Here is a 19,442-nt window from a genome sequence, read left to right as displayed (position 1 = left end):
TGCGAAGGACGCGGCGGGCTGGTGGAGATCCCCCTTGCTCGCGTCTCGACTTGTGAACCGCCCGAACCATCCGGAGAGAACCAATCTTGCCGATCGCACCTGGACAACCGGCGTTGATCGCCGTGGCAGTCGCGACCCTCTGGGCCCAGCCCTCCGCCGCCGGGCCCGAGGACCGGCTCGCGCTGGGCGTGCCGTCCGCCATCCGCGAATGGGTCGCCAGGCTCACCAACGACATCCGCGCCAACGGCCTCAAAGGACGCGTGCGGACCCAGTGCCTCCTGGGCACCCGCGTCGACGTCGAGCAGATAGCCGACGGCTGGGCGAAGGTCACCTGCCCCTCGCAGGAGACCTCGGGCTGGGTCCCCCTCGACCAGCTCGCGCACCCGGCCGACGGGGGCGGCGGCGGCACCGAGTACCTCGTGAGCGCCACCGCGACCGCCGTGCGCGACGAGCCCGGGGGCGACGTGTCGATGCCCGGCGTGACCCTCGGGACGCGCCTGCGCGTCGTCGGCGAGGCCTACCGCGGCTGGGTCCCCGTGGCCCTCCCCGGGCCGCGCCAGCCCGGCTGGGTCCCCCAGCGCGACCTCACGCCCGAGCCCGCCGCGGACCTGTCCGCGCCCTCGACCGCCATGGTCGCCGCGGGCCTGGACGCCGTCAAGCTCGCGCAGCAGCTCCTGGAGATCCCCTACCTGCACGGCGGCATCAGCGCCTACGGCATCGACGCCCCCGGCCTGGTGTGGATCGTCTACCGCCAGCTCGGAATCGACGTGCCCCGCTTCGGCGAGGCCCTCATCGAGGCGGGCGAGGCCGTCGCGTTCGAGGACCTGCACCCCGGCGACCTGGTCTTCCTCGACCACGGCGGGGACCCGAAGACCCCGGCGATCATGGCCGAGCGCAGCCAGTCGGACCTGCCCGAGGTGATCTTCTCCTCGCCGGTCTACGGCAAGGTCGTCGCCGAGCCCCTCAAGGACGCCGAGCTCGCGCGCATCGCCGCGTGCCGCAGGCTGCCCGTCAGGGCCTAGCAGAACGACGAGAACGGCCCGCCTCCTTCGGGAGGCGGGCCGTTCGTCCGTCTTGCGCGTCAGACCTTCTCGGCGCCCGCGGTGGCCGGGACGTGCTGCTCGCGCTCGGCCTCCTCGAACAGCTCCTTCCAGGTCCTGCCCTCGCGGCGCAGGAGGATGCCGTTCGTCGCGATGACCGCGATGAGGACGCCCGCGATGACGCCCAGCGACAGCGCGGTCGGGATCTCGGGGATCGCGTCGAGGTGCTCGCCGCCGTTGATGAACGGGAGCTGGTTCTCGTGCAGGCCGTGCAGGATGAGCTTGACGCCGATCCAGCCGAGGATCGCGGCCAGGCCCAGCGAGAGGTACCGCAGCGACTTGAGCAGCGCCGCCAGCAGGAAGTACAGCTGCCGCAGGCCCATGAGCGCGAAGATCGTCGCGGTGAAGACCAGGTACGGCTCCTGCGTCAGGCCGAAGATCGCCGGGATCGAGTCGAGCGCGAACAGGATGTCCGTGGAGCCGATCGCGAGCATCGCCAGCAGCAGCGGGGTCACGAACTTGACGCCGTCGATGCGGGTGGTCAGGCGGCCGCCGTCGTAGTCGGGGGCCACGCGCATGCGCGACTCCGCGAACCGCATGAAGCGGTTCTGCGCCACGCCCTCGTCGTGGTCGTCGTCGCCCTTGAGCTGGCCCCACGCCGTCCAGATGAGGATCGCGCCGAAGATGAGGAAGACCCAGCTGAACTTCTCGATGAGCACCGAGCCGACGGCGATGAACCCGCCGCGCAGGATGATCGAGAGCACGATGCCGACCAGCAGCACCCGCGACTGGAGCTTGTCGGGGACGCGGAACGCCTGGATGATCAGGAGGAAGACGAAGAGGTTGTCCACCGAGAGGGCCAGCTCGGTGAGATAGCCCGCGTAGAACTGCCCGCCGTAAGCCGCGCCCTGCGTGAAGAAGATGAGGGCGCCGAAGAGCAAAGCGGCGCTGACGTAGACGCCGGCCCAAGTGGCCGATTCCTTCGTGGAGAGTTTGTGGGGGTTGCGGACCGCCATCACGAGGTCGAACACGACCACCGACGCCAGTCCTGCCATGGTCAGCGCCCATGCCCAGGCCGGGAGTTCCAATGTGTTGCCTTCCTTGGTCTTTGGAGGGTCACATGGTCTCTCCCGATCCCTCTGGGACCAGCGTCACCGGGGACCGATCGCGGACCCGTGCATTGACGACGACGCTAACAGCGCTGGCGCTGCGGGATACTCCCCACATACCTGATTTTGAACAGACACGCTTATTCTGCCTGCCGAAACCCGACTTGTCATCAGTCGGATTTGTGACTTCTCTCTCGACAGTACGCCTGACCTGCGACGATCGCCGAACCTTGTGGGACGCTCCGCGCATGGTTCTGGAAGTCGCTGAAATCAAGATCACCCCGGGGCAGGAGGACGCCTTCAAGGAGGCGTACCGCGCCGCCCGCGAGTTCGTCAAGGTCTCCCCCGGCCTCCGCTCCATGCGGATGACGCAGGGCGTGGAGAACCCGGGCCGCTTCGTGCTCCTCATCGAGTGGGACTCCGTCGAGGCCCACGAGCAGGGCTTCCGCGAGACCGACCGGTTCCCGAAGTGGCGCGAGGCGATCGGCCCGTTCTTCGCCGAGCCGCCGTTCGTCGAGCATGCCGTCGACATCGACTAGCACCCTCTGCACAACACCGCCTCGGGCCCGCGCATTCCCCGCGGGCCCGCGTCGCGTCAGGCCCCGGCCGCGTCGATCTCCCGCAGCTCCCGCTTGAGGTCGGCGATCTCGTCGCGGTAGGCCGCCGCCAACTCGAAGCGCAGTTCCCTTGCGGCCGTGAGCATCTGCTCGTTCCGCTCGTCGATCTGCTGCACGATTTCGGAGCGGACCTTGCCCGCGCCCTTCGTGTCGGCCTTCTTCCCGCGGACCGGCCGCTCGTCCGCCACGAGCTTGGCGGTCTCGGCCGCGGAGTCGTACAGGTCCTCCATGATATCGCCGATGCGCTTGCGCAGCGGCTGCGGGTCGATCCCGTGCTCCAGGTTGTAGGCCACCTGCTTCTCGCGGCGCCGGTCGGTCTCGTCGAGCGCGGCCTTCATCGAGTCGGTGAGGTTGTCCGCGTACATCAGGACCGTGCCCGAGACGTTGCGGGCCGCGCGCCCGATCGTCTGGATCAGCGAGGTCGCAGAGCGCAGGAAGCCCTCCTTGTCGGCGTCGAGGATCGCCACGAGCGACACCTCCGGCAGGTCGAGGCCCTCCCGGAGGAGGTTGATGCCGACGAGCACGTCGTAGTCGCCGCGGCGCAGCTCCCCCAGCAGCTCGATGCGGCGCAGCGTCTCGACCTCCGAGTGCAGGTACCGGACGCGGATGCCGTTGTCGAGGAAGTAGTCGGTGAGGTCCTCGGCCATCTTCTTGGTGAGGGTGGTCACCAGGACCCGCTCGTCCTTCTTCGCGCGCTCGCGGATCTCGAACATGAGGTCGTCGATCTGGCCCTTCGTGGGCCGCACCTCCACGTGCGGGTCGACCAGGCCCGTGGGCCGGATGACCTGCTCCACGAACTCGCCCTTGGTCTGCTCCATCTCCCACTTGCCGGGCGTGGCCGACAGGTACACCGACTGGCCGACGCGCTCGCGGAACTCGTCGAATCGCAGCGGCCGGTTGTCCTGCGCGCTGGGGAGGCGGAAGCCGTGCTCGACCAGGTTGCGCTTGCGGGACGCGTCGCCCTCGCTCATCGCGCCGATCTGCGGGACGGTCTGGTGCGACTCGTCCACGATCGTGACGAAGTCCGAGGGGAAGTAGTCCAGGAGCGTGTGCGGCGGCGTGCCCGCGGCGCGGCCGTCGATGTGCCGCGAGTAGTTCTCGATGCCGTTGCAGGTGCCGGTCTGCTTCATGTTCTCCAGGTCGAACACGGTGCGCATCCGCAGCCGCTGGGCCTCCAGGAGCTTCCCCTGGGACTCCAGCTCCGCGAGGCGCTCTTCGAGCTCGACCTCGATGTCGCCGATGGCGCGCTTGAGCCGGGCGTCGCCGGTGGCGTAGTGCGAGCCGGGGAAGATGAGGACCCGGTCGACCTCGCGGACCGCCTCGCCGGTGATCGGGTGCAGGTAGTACAGCCGGTCGATCTCGTCGCCAAACATCTCGATGCGGATCGCCAGCTCCTCGTAGGCCGGGATGATCTCGATCGTGTCGCCGCGGACCCGGAAGGTGCCGCGGGTGAAGGCGATGTCGTTGCGGGCGTACTGGACGTCCACCAGGCGGCGCAGCAGCTTGTCGCGTTCCCACTCCTGGCCGACGGCGACCTCGGTGGCCTGTTCGAGGTACTCGGCGGGCGTGGCGAGGCCGTAGATGGCCGAGACCGTGGCGACCACGACGACGTCGCGGCGGGTGAGCAGCGAGTACGTAGCGCGGTGGCGCAGCCGCTCGACCTCCTCGTTGATCGAGGCGTCCTTCTCGATGTAGGTGTCGGTCTGGGCGACGTACGCCTCGGGCTGGTAGTAGTCGTAGTAGGAGACGTAGTACTCGACGGCGTTGTTCGGCAGGAGCTCGCGGAGCTCCTTCGCCAGCTGCGCGGCGAGGGTCTTGTTGTGGACCATCACCAGGGCCGGCCGCTGGAGCCGCTCGATCAGCCACGCGGACGTGGCGGACTTGCCGGTGCCGGTGGCGCCGAGCAGCACGGTGTCGCGCTCGCCGCTGCTGACCCTGTCGGTGAGCTGCGCGATCGCGGTCGGCTGGTCGCCGGAGGGCCGGTACTCGCTGACCACCTCGAAGCGCCCGTCGGCGCGCGGAATATCGAAAGCCACGGCCCAACGGTAACCCCGGGGTCCGACACTCCTCGCTCCCGCCGGTGACTTTTCGGGCACTGGATCGTTGGTCCCTGCGTGAGCTCCACTACCTCGATTCCGTTCAAGTCGGCCCTGCTGTGGGTCGTCGCCATCATCACGGCGGTCGCCATCGCCGGCTGGTTCGCCGTCTCGTGCAGTCCGGGCAACTCGCAGGCCGAGCGCCCGGTCAGCGAGGACGAGGCCGCGCTGCTGGCCTCGATGCGCCAGAAGAACCACGAAGCCGAGCCCGTCGCGCTGCGGATGAGCCTGCCGGTCGACGGCGAGACGCTCACCGTCGACGGGTACATGGACTGGCAGGTCCCGATGGTGTACGCGCGCGTCCCGGCCGCCGACGGCGCGTACACGCTGGTGCAGGCCGTGCCGGGGCTGATGGCCTCGCGGGCCGACGACGAGGCCGCGTTCACCGCGGCCGCGGTGCCGCAGGACGGCTGGACGACCCGGGCGATGCTCTCGGGCGCCGGCTCGCAGCTGGAGACGACCCTCGACATCCTGGTGTCCTCGCTGTTCACGCTGACGGCGGCGGACGCCGACGACCCGGCCGAGCTGTCCGAGGAGGCGACGTGGCGCGAAGAGGGGATCATCGACGGCGAGCCCGTGGACTCGTTCCGGGCGCCCATCATGGTCGAGACCGGTGAACCGGCGGCGGGCGAGACCGCCGCGGCGGCCCCGGAGGCGCTGTACTCGATCGACGGCGAGGGCGTGCTGCGCCGGTTCCAGGTGAACACGGGCGCCGAGAGCCTGTCGGCGGTGGACTTCCTGCGCGACGTCGAGTTCGACGCGGCCGGGCTCGACCCGATCGACCTGCTGGGCGGCCCGGCGATCGCGCCCGCGGCGGTGGACGAGGACCTGGCCGAGGCGGTCAGCGAGGTCCGGTACGAGAACTGGGAGCAGTCCTCCGAGGTCGAGCTGTCGGTGCCGGTGGCCGACGGGCAGGTCGCGACCGGGTTCGGGTCGGTCGACTGGCGCACGATGACGGCGTACCTGCATCTGGAGGACGCGAGCGGGCAGCGGCTCATGCTGGCGCGCCCGGGCGGGTTCGCGACGCTCGCGGTCGAGGACGGCGAACTGCCGGACACGCCGCCGACGGAGGGCTGGGAGGTCCACAAGCTGTCGGACGAGGACGTCGCCGACAGCTTCGGACCGGTCGAGTCGCTGGTGTACCGGCTGCTGGAGATGGCCGCAGAGGAGCCCGACGACGAGGCGGAGATGGCCGAGGAGGCCAGGCTGCTGCGCACCGACGGCACCGAGGACGAGCCGGTGTACGTGGTCGAGTTCCCGGTCAACGGGGACGCGGAAGCGGAGCCCGGCCGGTCGGCGTACCGGTACCACGTGGCCGACGACCGCCTGACCGAGGTGGAGATGATGACGTACTACGGCGTCGCAAGCGCGGCCGTGGCGTACGAGGACTACCCGATGGTCGCGGTCCCGTGGGGGGTCGAGGACCAGATCGGCTGAGCCGCAAGGCGGCAACGGGCCCGGCCGAGCGGCCGGGCCCGTTGCCGCGCCTCAGTCGTCGAGCCGCTTGAGGGTCGAGGAGAGCTGAACGCGCGCGTCGGCGGGCAGCTCGGGGTTCTCGATCCACTCGCACAGCAGGTCGTAGGCGGCGCGCACGCGGAGCATGACGAGCTTCGCGGCGGCGACGATCCGCCAGTACCAGGGGGTCGTGGTGGCGAGGACGATCCGCCACAGGGCCTCGACGGCGGCCTCGCGGTCCATGAGGGCCCACTCGTTCGCGGCGAGGATGCGGACGCCGAAGCCGACGGCCGCGTCGGTGGCGATGACCTGGAAGGCCGTCTCGGCGTCGCGCGGGGCGAGCGGCTTGAGCGCGGTGGCGGCCTTGAGGCGGCACTCGGCGTCCACCTCGGCGGCGGTCGCGATGGCGAGGACGGCGCGGCGGCGCACGGACCGGTCGGTGATCCACTGGGCCGCTTCGAGTCTCCTGAACGCGTTGTTCGAGCCGTCGCGGGCGAACAGGTCGAGCGCTTCGAGGGCGGCCTCGGGGTCGCAGCGGCAGTAGGCCGTGAGCATGGCGAAGCGGTGGTCCTCGTCGAGGTAGCGGTCCTGGACGGTGTTGCGGAGGGTCCACCGGGTGGTGTCGGTGGCGGCGCGGCCGTGGGCGAGGTCGTGGACCGCGCGGGCCCGGTCCTCGGCGGGGCGGTGCGGGTCGCGGACGGCGCTGCGCGCTTCGCGCTGCACGTCCTTCGGGTCCCGGATCTGGGTGTCGACGTGCCCGCAGTCTGGGCGGGCGTGGCGCCGCAGGAGCGCGTCGAGCGGCGGTATGCGCCGCCTCGTGCGGATTGCGAGAACTATGTGGACTGTCAGAGTCGCGATGAGCAAGGTCGTGCCGAAGACCGTGAGCGGGAAGGGTGTCAGCATTGTCCCGAAGTGACTTTCGTTGCTCGTACAAGCGGATGCCGGTGGCACCTGGGACGCTGAGCGACCGAATGCGCACCGATTGGTGATCGACGTCGTCGGACGGAATCGAATCCGAGTCGAACGCGACTCGTCATCGTATCAGCATCGGCGGCCGCGTGCGCATACGCGAGCGGGCCCGCGGTGGAACCGCGGGCCCGGATTTGTCGTGTTTGGACGATCAGCAGAGCGGCGCGTGCCAGCCGTGCTCCTCGGCCCAGCGGTTGGCGCGGGGCCAGCCCTCGCGGTCGAACCAGGGCTCCTTGGCCTCGGCGTAGCCGGTGGCCGAGTCGGCCTTGGCCGCGAGCACGCCCTTGGCCTGCGCGTAGTCGGCGCGGGCCTGCGGGTCGGCGCGGAGCCAGTCGCGGAACAGCAGCGCGAACCGCTGGCCGGGCGTGTCGATCGACCTGAAGTGGATGTGGGACACGTTCCCGGGGTCGGCGTAGCCGTAGAAGCGCTTCTCCCACATGGCGATGTCCGGGAACTCGGGCTTGGGCGAGTCGAACGCGACCGCGCCGTAGAACCCGGCGTCGCCGAGCGCGTCGGCGAAGGCGTCCACGACGTGCAGGGACACGACGGTCACCTGGATGTCGATGACGTCCTTCGCGGGCAGTCCCGCGACGGCGGTCGAGCCGACGTGGTCGATGCGGACGGCGCTGGGGCCCATGACGCGGCGCAGCCGCGCGGCCAGGTGCTCGAAGCGGCGGTACCAGGCCGGGTCCGACTCCACGAACTGGAGCTTCTCGGGCCGGCGCTCGGCGTGGCCGTGGCGCAGGTTCTCCGCGAACGGCTTGATGCGCTCGTCCCACAGCAGGGCCACGCGCCGTTCGAGCTCGTGGACGTCGTCGCCGTTGTTGAGGACGACGTCGCAGACCTCGCGGCGGTCGGCGTCCGACGCCTGGGCGTCGATCCTTCGGAGGGCGTCGGCGCGGTCGAGGCCGCGCGCGGCGAGCCGTTCGAGCCGGAGCTCTCGCGGCGCTTCCACGTCGATGTTGAGGTGGAAGCCGGGCGCCTGGCCGGTCTCGGCCAGGAGCGGGATGTCTTGGACGACGATGGCGTCGTCGGGCAGGGATTCGGTGATCTCGCGGGCCCGGGCGCGGACGCGCGGGTGGACGATCGCTTCGAGTTCGGCCCGCGCGGGCGCGGACTGGAAGACGATCTGGGCGAGTTTCGCGCGGTCGAGCGCGCCCTCCGGGGTCAGGACCTCGGGGCCGAAGCGTGAGACCACCGCGGCGAGGCCCTCCGTGTCGGGGGCGACGACTTCGCGGGAGAGGGCGTCGGCGTCGATGACGCTCGCCCCGAGCTCTGCGAGCTGCTTCGCGACCGTGCTCTTACCGGCTCCGATGCCACCGGTCAATGCGACTTTAAGCACAGATAAAACACTACCCGCCCCAGGCGAACGGCCTGGGACGGGCAGTGGTCTGTCAGTTGAAAGAGTGACAGCTGCTAGTTGCCGGCGAGCTTCTCGCGGAGAGCCGCGAGCGCCTCGTCGGTGGCCAGCGTGCCCTGGGGCTCCGCGGGGGCCGACTTCTTCTCGGAAGTGGCCTTCTTGGCGCCCTTGTCACCCTTCGGGGCGGCTTCGCCCTCGGCGGGCTTGGCCGGAGCCTCGGTGATGACGCGCTCGGCGATCTGCTTGCCGTGCTCCTCCCAGCGGGTGCGGGCCTCGGCGTACTGCCGCTCCCACTCCTCGCGGGCCTCGTCGAAGCCCTCCATCCACTCGCCGGTCTCCGAGTCGAAGCCCTCCGGGTAGATGTAGTTGCCCTGGTCGTCGTACTGCGCGGCCATGCCGTACAGCGTCGGGTCGAACTGCTCCTCGTTCTCGACGTAGGCCTCGTTGGCCTGCTTGAGCGAGAGCGAGATCCGGCGGCGGTCCAGGTCGATGTCGATGACCTTGACCATGGCGTCGGAGCCGACCTTGACGACCTGCTCGGGCACCTCCACGTGGCGCTCGGCCAGCTCGGAGATGTGCACGAGGCCCTCGATGCCGTCCTCGACGCGGACGAACGCGCCGAACGGGACGAGCTTGGTGACCTTGCCGGGCACGATCTGGCCGATGGCGTGGGTGCGCGCGAACTGGCGCCACGGGTCTTCCTGGGTCGCCTTCAGCGACAGGGAGACGCGCTCGCGGTCCAGGTCCACTTCCAGGACCTCGACCTCGACCGGCTGACCGACCTCGACGACCTCGGAAGGGTGGTCGATGTGCTTCCAGGACAGCTCGGAGACGTGAACCAGGCCGTCGACCCCGCCGAGGTCGACGAAGGCGCCGAAGTTGACGATCGAGGAGACCGTGCCCTTGCGGACCTGGCCCTTCGCGAGCTGGTGCAGGAACTCGGTGCGGACCTCGGACTGGGTCTGCTCCAGCCAGGCGCGGCGCGACAGGACCACGTTGTTGCGGTTCTTGTCGAGCTCGATGATCTTGGCTTCGAGTTCGCGGCCCACGTACGGCTGGAGGTCGCGCACGCGGCGCATCTCGACCAGCGACGCGGGGAGGAAGCCCCGGAGGCCGATGTCGAGGATGAGACCGCCCTTGACCACTTCGATGACCGAGCCGCGGACGACGCCGTCCTCTTCCTTGATCTTCTCGATGGTTCCCCACGCACGCTCGTACTGAGCGCGCTTCTTCGAGAGGATCAGACGGCCTTCCTTGTCCTCCTTCTGGAGGACGAGGGCCTCGACGTGGTCGCCCACAGAGACGACGTCTTCAGGGTCGACGTCGTGCTTGATCGACAGCTCGCGCGAGGGGATGACGCCCTCGGTCTTGTAGCCGATGTCGAGCAGGACTTCATCCCGGTCGACCTTGACGACGGTACCTTCGACGATATCGCCGTCGTTGAAGTATTTGATGGTCGCGTCGATCGCGGCGAGGAGTTCCTCGTCCGAGAACGTTTCTTCGACCGTGGTGCTGTTCTCAGCGTTGCTCGAGGTGGCCTCGATGCTGCTCGTCATGTGGGCTGGTGCTCCGGATACGTATCATTCGTGGGCTCGCGCACGCACCCTGGCCGGACGCGCGCACTCGCGGTTCAATCCCGGGCCGCCCTTGCCGCCGGCGGCGTCCTGCTCCATTCTGAGGACGCGGACAAGCCCAGGCCCGTCCAGGTTACCGTGCGCGATAACGCCGCGCCAGTCCGGGCCGGGTGCCGGTGTCGATCGACACCGCTAATGGGCAGCGGCTTCCCATGAATCGCCGAAGCCCGCGGCCACGGTCAAGGGCACCGCGAGCGTTGCGGCGTTGGACATCTGCTCCCGCACGAGCGACTCCAACCGCTCCGCCTCGCCGGGTGCGACCTCGCACACGAGCTCGTCGTGGACCTGGAGGATGACCCGCGAGTCGAGCTTCGCCTCGCGCAGGGCGCGGTCGACGCCGAGCATCGCGGTCTTCATGATGTCGGCCGCCGAGCCCTGGATCGGCGCGTTCAGGGCCGCGCGCTCGGCGATCTCGCGGAGCTGGCGGTTGTCGGAGGTGAGGTCCGGGAAGTAGCGGCGGCGGCCCATGATCGTCTCGGTGTACCCGGTCTTGCGGGCCTCCTCGACGACGTTGTGCAGGTAGTCGCGGACCTTCCCGAAGCGCGCGAAGTAGTCGTCGGAGAGCTGCTGGGCCTCGGCGTTCTCGATGCCGAGCTGCTGGCTCAGGCCGTACGTGGACAGGCCGTACGCGAGGCCGTAGGACATGGCCTTGATCTTGCGGCGGTGCTCGGCCGAGACCTCGCCGAGGCCCACGCCGAAGACCTTCGCGGCGACCGCGGAGTGGATGTCCTCCCCCGCGATGAAGGCGTCGATCAAGCCCTCGTCGCCGGTGAGGCTCGCCATGATCCGCATCTCGATCTGGCTGTAGTCGATGGTCATGAGCGACTCGAAGCCCTCGGAGACCACGAACCCGGCGCGGATCGCGCGCCCGGCCTCGGAGCGGACCGGGATGTTCTGGAGGTTCGGGTCGGCGGAGGACAGGCGCCCGGTGGCGGCGACGGTCTGGTGGAACGTGGTGTGGATGCGCCCGTCGGTCTGGATCGTGGCGCGCAGCGTGGCGACGATCTGCTTGAGCTTCTCCACGTCGCGGAAGCGCAGCAGCTGCTCCAGGAGCGGGTGCCCGGTCTTGACCAGGAGCTGCTGGAGCGCCTCGGCGTTCGTGGTGTACCCGGTCTTGGTGCGCTTGGTCTTCGGCATCTTCAGCTCCTCGAAGAGGATCTCCTGGAGCTGCTTGGGCGAGCCGACGTTGAAGGGGCGCCCGACGATCTCGTGGGCGCGGTCGGTGGCGTCCTTCGACTGCGCGGCGAACCCGGACTCGATGTCCGCGAAGTGGCCCTCGTCGGCGGCGATCCCGGTGATCTCCATGCGCGCGAGCACGCCGATGATCGGGAACTCCAGGTCGTCGGCGAGCGCGGCCTGGTGGCGCTGCTCCAGGCGCTGCGCCTGCTCGGCGGCGAGATCGGCGACGACCGCGGCGGCGTCGCAGTCGGCCTGCACGCGCGCGGTGTCGTCGTCCGCGGCCTCGCCCGCGAGCGCGGCGTCGCTGAACAGGGCGCCGTCGTCGGAAGCCGCCTGGGCGGTCTCCAGTTCGCGGCCGAGGTACTGCATGGCGAGGTCGCCGAGCGCGTAGGAGCGCTGCTCGGGCTTGAGGAGGTACGCGGCGATCATGGTGTCGGCCTTGAGCCCGGCGGGCTCGGGCCAGCCCGCGGCGTCGGCGCCCCACAGGAACGCCTTCGCGTCGTGGACGAGCTTCGGCCTGCTCGCGTCGGCGAGCCACTCGGTCCAGGACCGCTCGTCCTCGGCGTCGAGCTGCGAGGGCTCGAACCACAGGGCCTTGCCGTCCTGGGCCAGCGCGATCGTGTCGAAGGACCCGGCGCCGGAGGCGAACGTGCCGGTGAAGGCCACGCCGACGTCGCCGGTGCGCTCGCCGAGCCAGGCGGCGAGTCCGCCGGGGACGAGCGCGGCGGCCTCGACGCGGGCGGTCTCGGCGACGGGGGCGGCGGCGGCGCCGACGGCCTTGTCGGCGAGGTTGGCGTTGAGGCGCTCGCCGAGGGCGCGGAACTGGAGGGCGTCGAAGAGGGCGTTGGTCTCGGCGACGTCCCAGCCGGCCCATTCGAGGTCGGGGACGGCCTTGTCGAGCTCGACGTCGGTGACGAGGAGGTTGAGGCGGTGGTTGCGCATGACGTCGTCGAGGTGGTCGCGCAGGCTCTGCCCGGCCTTGCCGGTGATCTCGTCGGCCTTGGCGATGAGGCCGTCGAGGGAGCCGTACTTGGCGATCCACTTGGCGGCGGTCTTGGGGCCGACGCCGGGGATGCCGGGGAGGTTGTCGGCCTTCTCGCCGACGAGCGCGGCGAGGTCGCGGTAGCGGGCGGGGGTGACGCCGTACTTCTCCTCGACGGCCTCGGGCGTGTACCGGGCGAGTTCGGTGACGCCCTTGACCGGGTAGAGGAGGGTCGTGTGCTCGTTGACGAGCTGGATGGCGTCGCGGTCGCCCGAGGAGATGAGCGTGGCGAGCCCGGCGGCCTCGCCTTGGGCGGCGAGGGTGGCGATGATGTCGTCTGCCTCGAAGGTGTCCTTGGTGAGCCAGGCGATGCCGAAGGCGTCGAGGAGCTGCTTGATGATGGGGATCTGGCTCTTGAACTCCTCGGGGGTCTCGCCGCGGCCGTCCTTGTAGGCGGCGTACTCGTCGGTGCGGAACGAGTGGCGGGAGACGTCGAAGGCGACCGCGACGTGCGTGGGGGCCTCGGCCTTGAGCAGGTTGATGAGCATCGAGGCGAAGCCGTAGACGGCGTTGGTCACCTGCCCGTCGTCGGTCGCGAACTTCTCCGCGGGCAGGGCGAAGAAGGCGCGGTAGGCCATCGAATGGCCGTCGATCAGGAGCAGGCGGTTTTGCGATGCGGTCACGCCCCCGAGCCTATCGAGTGGGTCCGACAGGATCGGGGCAAGTCCGCGACGGCGTGGCCGCGGGACGCCGAAGGCCCGCGATCCGGCGGATCGCGGGCCCTGGGAACTCGAGTCGCCTACTCGGCTTCCTGGGCTTCCTTCTGCTCTGCTTCGGCGATGACGCGCTCGGCGACGGCGCGCATGGACAGGCGGTGGTCCATGGCGGCGCGCTGGATCCAGCGGAACGCGTCGGGCTCGGGCATGCCGTACTGGGTCATGAGGAGGCCCTTGGCGCGGTCGACGAGCTTGCGGACCTCCAGGCGCTCGGTGAGGTTCTCGACCTCTTTCTCCAGGGCGGTCATCTCGGCGAAGCGGGTGAGGGACAGCTCGATCGCGGGGACCAGGTCGGACTTCTGGAAGGGCTTGACCAGGTAGGCCATGGCACCGGCGGAGGTGGCCCGGCTGATGAGGTCGCGCTGGGAGAAGGCGGTGAGGATCACGACCGGCGCGATGCGCGCGGACACGATCTTCTCGGCGGCCTGGAGACCGTCCATGATCGGCATCTGGATGTCGCAGATGACCAGGTCGGGCAGGTGCTCCTGGGCGAGGCGCACGGCGGCTTCGCCGTCGGCGGCCTCGGCTACGACCTCATAGCCCTCCTCGGTGAGCATCTCGGCCAGGTCGAGGCGGATGAGCCCCTCGTCTTCGGCGATGAGCACGCGCTTGCGCGGCTCCTCGGCGGCCTTGCTCGTCATGCGGGTCCGTACCTTTCATGCGCGTCTGGACGGTGGGTCGTGCGGGAATCGCGGCACGTCCGGACGCTAGCTTAGCCGCCGCGTGTTACGTCCGCACGTTCCTATGGCGAGCGTTTCGGACGACAGGGCCGAAACGTGAGGCGCGCTACCCCTCACCGGTGCCGCCGGAGTTCGCCGTGAGCGCGTCGAGCAACGGGATCTCGGCGAGCTGCTCGGCGGTCAGCCGGTCTTTGTGGAGCCCGTGGGGGCGGCGGGTGCGCGGGCAGCGGATGACCGCGGTCGGGGTGACGACGAGGTCCACGCGAAAGTCGTGCGGCTCCTCGGGGATCGGCCCGTCGAGCACCTGGAGGTCGTGGACGGTGGTGGCGATGACGGTGCGGTCGTCGATGAGCCCGGCCTCGGTGAGCATCCCGTACTCGATGTCGGCGTACCCGCGGCCCTTGCCGATCCGGGCGCCCTCGCGGTTGACGGCGACCGACCCGGAGACGACCAGGTCGAGCCGCTGCATGGCCTCGACGCCGACGAGGAGGCTGTGGGCCTCGGCGGCGTCGCGGGTGGCGGCCTCGTCGGGCGTGTAGCTGGGCAGCAGCGAGTTCAGCAGGTAGAACGGCTGGTCGAGCGCGAGTTTCGGGACGGCCATGTACGTGGCCTTGGACGCGCCGAGGGCCAGCGCGCGCACCTGGTGCTGGGCGCGGTCGGGGTTGACCTTGACGGCGTTGGCGCCGCGCCACTGGTCGGTCGCGGCGAGCCGCTCGGCGGCCTCGCGGGCGCCGGCGAAGCGGGGTATGCGCCCGTGCGCGTCCCCGTCGGCGGCGCCGTGGCGCTCCAGGAGCGACCACACGCGGTGTCGGATCTCATCCTTCGCTTGCGCCGACGACATTCCGGTCTCCTCAACGCCCAGGGGTGAACTCCTCCAGGCTCCCACACCTCCACTGTGCCCGTCATCCTCCGGGGCCGGGAAAACCGGGTTGCCGCCGGGGCCGGGCGGTGCGAGGCTCTGCCCATGCAGATGCACGAGGGCCAGCTTTTCGTTCCCGTTGCCGCAGTTCAGGAGCTGATCGACGCCCAGTTCCCGCGGTGGCGGGGCCTGCCGGTGTCCCCGGTGTCCTCGCCGGGGACCGTCAACGCGATCTTCCGCGTCGGCGACGGTCTGACGGCCCGGTTCCCGCTCCAGGCGGCCGAGCCCGCGGCGGCGCGGCTGGTGCTCGAAGCGGAGGCCGAGGCGGCCCGGGAGCTGCTGGGCCGCACGGGCTTCCCGACGCCGAAGCCGCTGGCGATCGGCGCGCCGGGCGCGGGGTACCCGATGCCGTGGTCGGTGCAGACGTGGCTGCCCGGGGACACCGCGCAGGACGATCCCGGTGCGTCCCACGGGCTCGCGGCGGACCTCGCGGCGTTCGTGCGGGACGTGCGGGCGATACCGGTGCGGGGCCGCAGGTTCGCCGGGGGCGGGCGCGGGGGCGCGATCGCGGTCCACGAGGCGTGGATGGAGACGTGCTTCCGCGAGAGCGAGGGGCTGCTCGACGTGGCGCTCATGCGGCGCCTGTGGGCCGGGATGCGGGACCTGCCGCGCGGTTCGGCGCCCGACGCCATGTGCCACGGCGACCTCATCCCCGGCAACGTGCTGCTGCGCGAGGGGCGGCTGGCGGGCGTGCTCGACGTGGGCGGCCTGGGGCCGGCCGATCCGGCGCTGGACCTCATGGCGGCGTGGCACCTGCTCGACGCGGGGCCGCGCCGGGCGTTCCGCGAGGCGCTCGGCGCCGACGACGCCGAGTGGGCGCGGGGCCGGGCGTGGGCGTTCGTGCAGGCCATGGGCGCGGCCTGGTACTACGTCGAGTCGAATCCGCCGATGGCGCGCTGGGCCACGCGGACGCTGTCGCGCGTCGCCGCCGACCTCCTCGATTGACAGGTACCTGTCAACGAGTGCTAGCCTTGCGCGCGTGGAGGAACTCACCCCGCGCGCGCTCGCGGCGTCCGAGCTGATCGTCGCCGTGTTCCGCGCCAACGGCGCGCTCATCGCCGCCGGGGACGACCTGGCGCGGCCCGCGGGGCTCACCAGCGCGCGCTGGCAGGTCCTCGGCGTCGTCGACACGGAGGCGCGCACCGTCGCCGACGTGGCGCGACTCATGGGGCTGCGGCGGCAGAGCGTCCAGCAGACGGCCGACGCGCTCGTGCGCGAGGGCCTCGCCGAGTACCGCGACAACCCGCGCCACCGCCGCGCGAAGCTCATCGCCCCCACGCCCGCGGGCCTGCGCGCCCTCGCCGAGGTCGAGCGCCGCCACGCCGCGTGGGCCGACGCGCTCGCCGCGCGCCTCGACCCCGCCGCGGTCGACGCCGCCCGCGTCCTTCTCGACACCCTCAGCGCCGCAATCGAACAGGAGACCCCGCATGACCGGTGAGACCACGATCCCGCTGCTCCCCTGCCGGTCGATCGACGAGACCGCCGACTTCTACCGGATGCTCGGCTTCACCGAGACGCTCCACCAGACCCGGCCCAACCCGTACACGGTGGTCGTCAAGGACGACATCCAGCTCCACTTCTTCGGCGTCGACGACCTCGACCCGGAGAACACCTACGGCACCTGCATCGTCATCGTCCCCGACACCGGCGCGCTCTTCGACCGGTTCGCGGAGGGCATGCGCGCCGAGCACGGCAAGCTCCTCGTCTCCGGCATCCCCCGCGTCACCCGCCCCCGCAAGCGCGCCAACACCGGCAACCGCGCGGGCTTCTCCCTGGTCGACCCCGGCGGCAACGTCATCCGCTTCTTCCCCGCCGACGAGGACGCCGAGCGGGCTACCAAGCCCACGAGCAAGCTCGGCCGCACCCTCGTCACCGCGATCGTCCTCGGCGACGCCAAGGGCGACGGCCCCCAGGCCGCCAAGATCCTCGACGCGACCCTCGCCAAGGCCGGCCCCGACACCCCCGCCACCGAGCTCGCCGAGGCCCTCGCCTACCGCGCCGAACTCGCCGTCCGCCTCTCCGACCACCCCCGCGCCCGCGACCTCCTCGACCGCCTCGACGCCCTCCCCCTCACCCCCGCCGACCGCACCGCCCTCACCCCCACCCTCACCGCCGCCGCCGACCTCCGCACCCAACTCACCTGACCCTCCGGGTATCATTTGCACCGGCCCCGCCCCACAGGCGAGACCCCGGCCCGGTATTCCAACTGGCAGAGAAGACGGATTCAAAACCCGTACAGTGTGGGTTCGAATCCCACCCGGGCTACCACGCACTGCCCCGGCTCACGGGACCAAGACCGCCGACGACCAGCAGCAATGCTGGCGTCCGGCGGTTTTTCACTTTCCACCTGCCGATGGGACGCTTGGACCCGTGTTAGGATACGGGACGTGGCGTATTCTAATGATCGGGTTCGGGCTCCGGGGCGGCCTCGGGATGGGGTTCGGGAGGCCGAGATCCTGCGGGTGGTGCTCGCCTTGGTGGGTGAGGCGGGCGTTGATGGAGTGACGTTCGAGGAGGTCGCGAGGCGGGCGCAGGCGTCGAAGAAGACGTTGTACCGCAGGTGGGCGACGAAGCAGGAGATGGTGGTCGCCGCGATCAAGGCCGGGCCCGCGGCGGGGAGCAAGCCGGAGGCGGTGGACACCGGGTCGCTGCGGGGGGACGTGCTCGCGCTCCTGGAGCGGCTGGAGGCGACGATGGAGGCGGGTTCCGATGTGAGCCTCATGATCTTGCAAGCGGGCCTTCGCGATCCGGAGCTGTGCCAGTACATCGAGGACACCGCGGGGCCGACCGGGGCGCGGCTCACCGACGCGGTGCTGCGCGGCGCGATCGAGCGCGGGGAGCTTCCCGCGACGGCCGATCCGTTCGCGTACGAGGAGGTCGGGGCCGCGGCGCTCGTCCTCCGCAAGCTCAACGGCCTCACCACGGACGCGGCGTACCGCGAGGCGCTCGCCGACGCCGTGCTCATCCCCGCGCTGCGCAGCGGCGTGGCCGCGGGGCAGCACGGCATCTTCTCCGGCCGGCCGACGCCGGCCGCCGAACGAAAGGACCAGTGATGACTGCGATCCCGGGCTTCGCCTACGACCGCATCCCCGGCGCCGAGGGCGTCGAACTCAACGTCGCGCACGCGGGCGAGGGCCCGCCCGTGGTGCTGCTGCACGGCTTCCCGCAGACCCACGTGATGTGGAGCGCCGTCGCCCGCGACCTCGCCCGCGACCACACCGTGATCGCCCCGGACCTGCGCGGGTACGGCGGCAGCGACAAGCCCGAGGAGACCTCCCCGGAGACGTACGCCAAGCGCACGATGGCGAACGACGTCGTCGCGGTCGCCGCCCGGCTCGGCCACGAGCGGTTCGCCCTCGTCGGCCACGACCGGGGCGCGCTCGTCGCCGTCCGCGCGGGGCTCGACCACCCCGGGACGGTCTCGCATGTGGGCATCCTCGACGTGCTCCCGACCCTGGACACCTGGGACGTGCTGCACGGCGCCGACGCGAAGGTCGCCTGGCACCTCTACCTCATGGCGCAGCCCAAGGGCCTGCCCGAGAAGATGATCGCCGCCGTCGCCGAGGAGTTCTTCGCCTCGTTCCTCGACGCGTGGGACCCGGCCGGGACCACGTTCTCGGCCGAGCTGCGCGAGCACTACCTCCGAGCGTCGGCGCAAGCGGTGCCGTCGATCGTCGCCGACTACCGCGCCAGCGCGGGGATCGACCTCGACATGGACCGCGCCGACCGCGCGAAGGGCCGCACGCTCGCCATGCCGGTCGCCGCGATCTCCCAGGACTGGGGGAGCCTGCTCGGCTTCGACCCCGAGAAGATCTGGGCCGCATGGGCTCCCGACTTCACCTACGAGCCGGTCGAGGCGGGCCACTTCATGGCCGAGGAGGACCCCGGCCGCATCGCCGCGTTCGTGCGGGGCCTGCTGGGGCGGTAGCGGGGACGGAATGCGAGGAATAGACAGTTCCTCGCGTTTTCCGGCGTTACGATCAGGCTGATTGGCGGCCTGCGGGGGCTCCGCCGAGCTTCGCGACCGCCTCCTGGTCGAACGGAGGCACGACGATGGCGCAGCAGAACAGAGCGGCATGGGCGGCGGGAGGCACGACGCTCGCGGCGTGCCTGATGATCATGGTCGGCGTGTGGCAGGTCCTCATGGGCCTGGCGGCGATCGCCGAGGACGAGATCTTCGTGACGACGCCGAACTACCTGCTCCAGCTCGACCTCACCGGCTGGGGCTGGACGCATCTCATCATCGGCGCGCTCGCGGCCGTGACGGGCATGTTCATCTTCTCCGGGCGCGCGTGGGCCCGCTGGCTCGGCATCATGCTCGCGGTCCTGTCGGCGACCGCGCAGTTCTTCTGGATGCCCTACCAGCCGCTGTGGGCGATCACCGTGATCGCGGTGGACGTGTTCGTGATCTGGTCGCTCGCGGCGACCGGCATGGCGGCAGAGGCCGAGTACGGCGGCGGCCGGGCCGCCGAGGCCGCGGACTGGAGCACCAAGGACACGCAGCCGGGCGAGCCGTTCGCGAACCCGAGCCGCACCATGTACGACCGCCAGACCGAGGAGGCGCCGACCGAGCAGGCCGAGTCGATGACCCGACCCGCTCAGCGGCCCGTGGACTCGGAGTGACGG

Annotated in this window: 17 protein-coding genes and 1 tRNA gene; 10 read left to right on the top strand and 8 right to left on the bottom strand. The window is 70.8% G+C overall.

Annotated features, from left to right (window positions below):
* Window positions 1-122 precede the first annotated feature (122 nt).
* On the top strand, window positions 123-1,022 hold the full coding sequence (locus tag ACFFXY_RS09850) for a C40 family peptidase (RefSeq protein ID WP_382349105.1): 900 nt from the start codon (window positions 123-125) through the stop codon (window positions 1,020-1,022).
* 59 nt (window positions 1,023-1,081) lie between these two features.
* On the opposite strand, the gene ACFFXY_RS09845 is transcribed toward ACFFXY_RS09850, so the two are convergent.
* Entirely contained in the window at window positions 1,082-2,095 is a 1,014-nt protein-coding gene (locus ACFFXY_RS09845; protein ID WP_382349102.1) for a TerC/Alx family metal homeostasis membrane protein, read from the bottom strand.
* 302 nt (window positions 2,096-2,397) lie between these two features.
* On the opposite strand from ACFFXY_RS09845, the gene ACFFXY_RS09840 reads away from it, so the two are divergent.
* Entirely contained in the window at window positions 2,398-2,688 is a 291-nt protein-coding gene (locus ACFFXY_RS09840; RefSeq protein ID WP_382349099.1) for an antibiotic biosynthesis monooxygenase family protein, read from the top strand.
* A gap of 56 nt (window positions 2,689-2,744) precedes the next feature.
* Here ACFFXY_RS09840 and uvrB read toward each other — a convergent pair whose 3' ends face one another.
* The gene (gene uvrB, locus ACFFXY_RS09835) at window positions 2,745-4,802 is read right to left on the bottom strand and encodes an excinuclease ABC subunit UvrB (RefSeq protein ID WP_382349096.1); all 2,058 of its coding nucleotides are present in this window, start codon (window positions 4,800-4,802) and stop codon (window positions 2,745-2,747) included.
* Between the two features lie 78 nt (window positions 4,803-4,880).
* Here uvrB and ACFFXY_RS09830 point away from each other — a divergent pair, with 78 nt between their 5' ends.
* Window positions 4,881-6,299, top strand: a complete 1,419-nt coding sequence (locus ACFFXY_RS09830; protein WP_382349094.1) for a hypothetical protein — start codon at window positions 4,881-4,883, stop codon at window positions 6,297-6,299.
* A 51-nt stretch (window positions 6,300-6,350) separates the two neighbouring features.
* On the opposite strand, the gene ACFFXY_RS09825 is transcribed toward ACFFXY_RS09830, so the two are convergent.
* The 6 genes from ACFFXY_RS09825 to ACFFXY_RS09800 form a co-directional block, all read right to left on the bottom strand.
* A complete protein-coding gene (locus ACFFXY_RS09825; RefSeq protein ID WP_382349091.1) occupies window positions 6,351-7,220 on the bottom strand; it encodes a hypothetical protein in 870 nt (289 codons plus the stop codon).
* A 217-nt stretch (window positions 7,221-7,437) separates the two neighbouring features.
* Window positions 7,438-8,628 (bottom strand): dephospho-CoA kinase, encoded by a 1,191-nt coding sequence (coaE, locus tag ACFFXY_RS09820; RefSeq protein WP_382349088.1) that lies wholly within the window; start codon window positions 8,626-8,628, stop codon window positions 7,438-7,440.
* Window positions 8,629-8,702: 74 nt separating this feature from the next.
* Window positions 8,703-10,202, bottom strand: a complete 1,500-nt coding sequence (gene rpsA / locus ACFFXY_RS09815) for a 30S ribosomal protein S1 (RefSeq protein ID WP_359949622.1) — start codon at window positions 10,200-10,202, stop codon at window positions 8,703-8,705.
* Between the two features lie 210 nt (window positions 10,203-10,412).
* Entirely contained in the window at window positions 10,413-13,124 is a 2,712-nt protein-coding gene (polA, locus tag ACFFXY_RS09810) for a DNA polymerase I (protein WP_382349085.1), read from the bottom strand.
* 116 nt (window positions 13,125-13,240) lie between these two features.
* A complete protein-coding gene (locus tag ACFFXY_RS09805; protein ID WP_359949616.1) occupies window positions 13,241-13,858 on the bottom strand; it encodes an ANTAR domain-containing response regulator in 618 nt (205 codons plus the stop codon).
* Window positions 13,859-14,003: 145 nt separating this feature from the next.
* A complete protein-coding gene (locus ACFFXY_RS09800) occupies window positions 14,004-14,738 on the bottom strand; it encodes a 5-formyltetrahydrofolate cyclo-ligase (protein ID WP_382349081.1) in 735 nt (244 codons plus the stop codon).
* A 129-nt stretch (window positions 14,739-14,867) separates the two neighbouring features.
* Here ACFFXY_RS09800 and ACFFXY_RS09795 point away from each other — a divergent pair, with 129 nt between their 5' ends.
* The 7 genes from ACFFXY_RS09795 (at window position 14,868) to ACFFXY_RS09765 (ending at window position 19,439) form a co-directional block, all read left to right on the top strand.
* Entirely contained in the window at window positions 14,868-15,761 is an 894-nt protein-coding gene (locus tag ACFFXY_RS09795) for a phosphotransferase (protein WP_382350601.1), read from the top strand.
* A gap of 34 nt (window positions 15,762-15,795) precedes the next feature.
* Window positions 15,796-16,254 (top strand): MarR family winged helix-turn-helix transcriptional regulator, encoded by a 459-nt coding sequence (locus tag ACFFXY_RS09790; RefSeq protein ID WP_382349078.1) that lies wholly within the window; start codon window positions 15,796-15,798, stop codon window positions 16,252-16,254.
* Complete coding sequence (locus ACFFXY_RS09785; protein ID WP_382349076.1) at window positions 16,244-16,960, top strand: DUF8817 family protein; 717 nt, start codon at window positions 16,244-16,246, stop codon at window positions 16,958-16,960. The genes ACFFXY_RS09790 and ACFFXY_RS09785 overlap by 11 nt, the downstream gene beginning before the upstream one ends.
* A gap of 47 nt (window positions 16,961-17,007) precedes the next feature.
* Window positions 17,008-17,084, top strand: a tRNA-Leu gene (locus tag ACFFXY_RS09780).
* Between the two features lie 197 nt (window positions 17,085-17,281).
* The gene (locus ACFFXY_RS09775) at window positions 17,282-17,869 is read left to right on the top strand and encodes a TetR/AcrR family transcriptional regulator (protein ID WP_382349072.1); all 588 of its coding nucleotides are present in this window, start codon (window positions 17,282-17,284) and stop codon (window positions 17,867-17,869) included.
* On the top strand, window positions 17,869-18,744 hold the full coding sequence (locus tag ACFFXY_RS09770; protein WP_382349069.1) for an alpha/beta fold hydrolase: 876 nt from the start codon (window positions 17,869-17,871) through the stop codon (window positions 18,742-18,744). The genes ACFFXY_RS09775 and ACFFXY_RS09770 overlap by 1 nt, the downstream gene beginning before the upstream one ends.
* A 125-nt stretch (window positions 18,745-18,869) precedes the next feature.
* Window positions 18,870-19,439, top strand: coding sequence for a DUF7144 family membrane protein (locus ACFFXY_RS09765; RefSeq protein ID WP_382349067.1), 570 nt, complete (start codon window positions 18,870-18,872; stop codon window positions 19,437-19,439).
* The last annotated feature ends 3 nt before the right edge of the window (window positions 19,440-19,442 follow it).

The organism is Glycomyces mayteni, from assembly GCF_042428885.1.
GTDB classification, from domain to species: Bacteria; Actinomycetota; Actinomycetes; order Mycobacteriales; family Micromonosporaceae; genus Glycomyces; species Glycomyces mayteni.
This window is presented reverse-complemented; position numbering and strand designations above follow the sequence as displayed.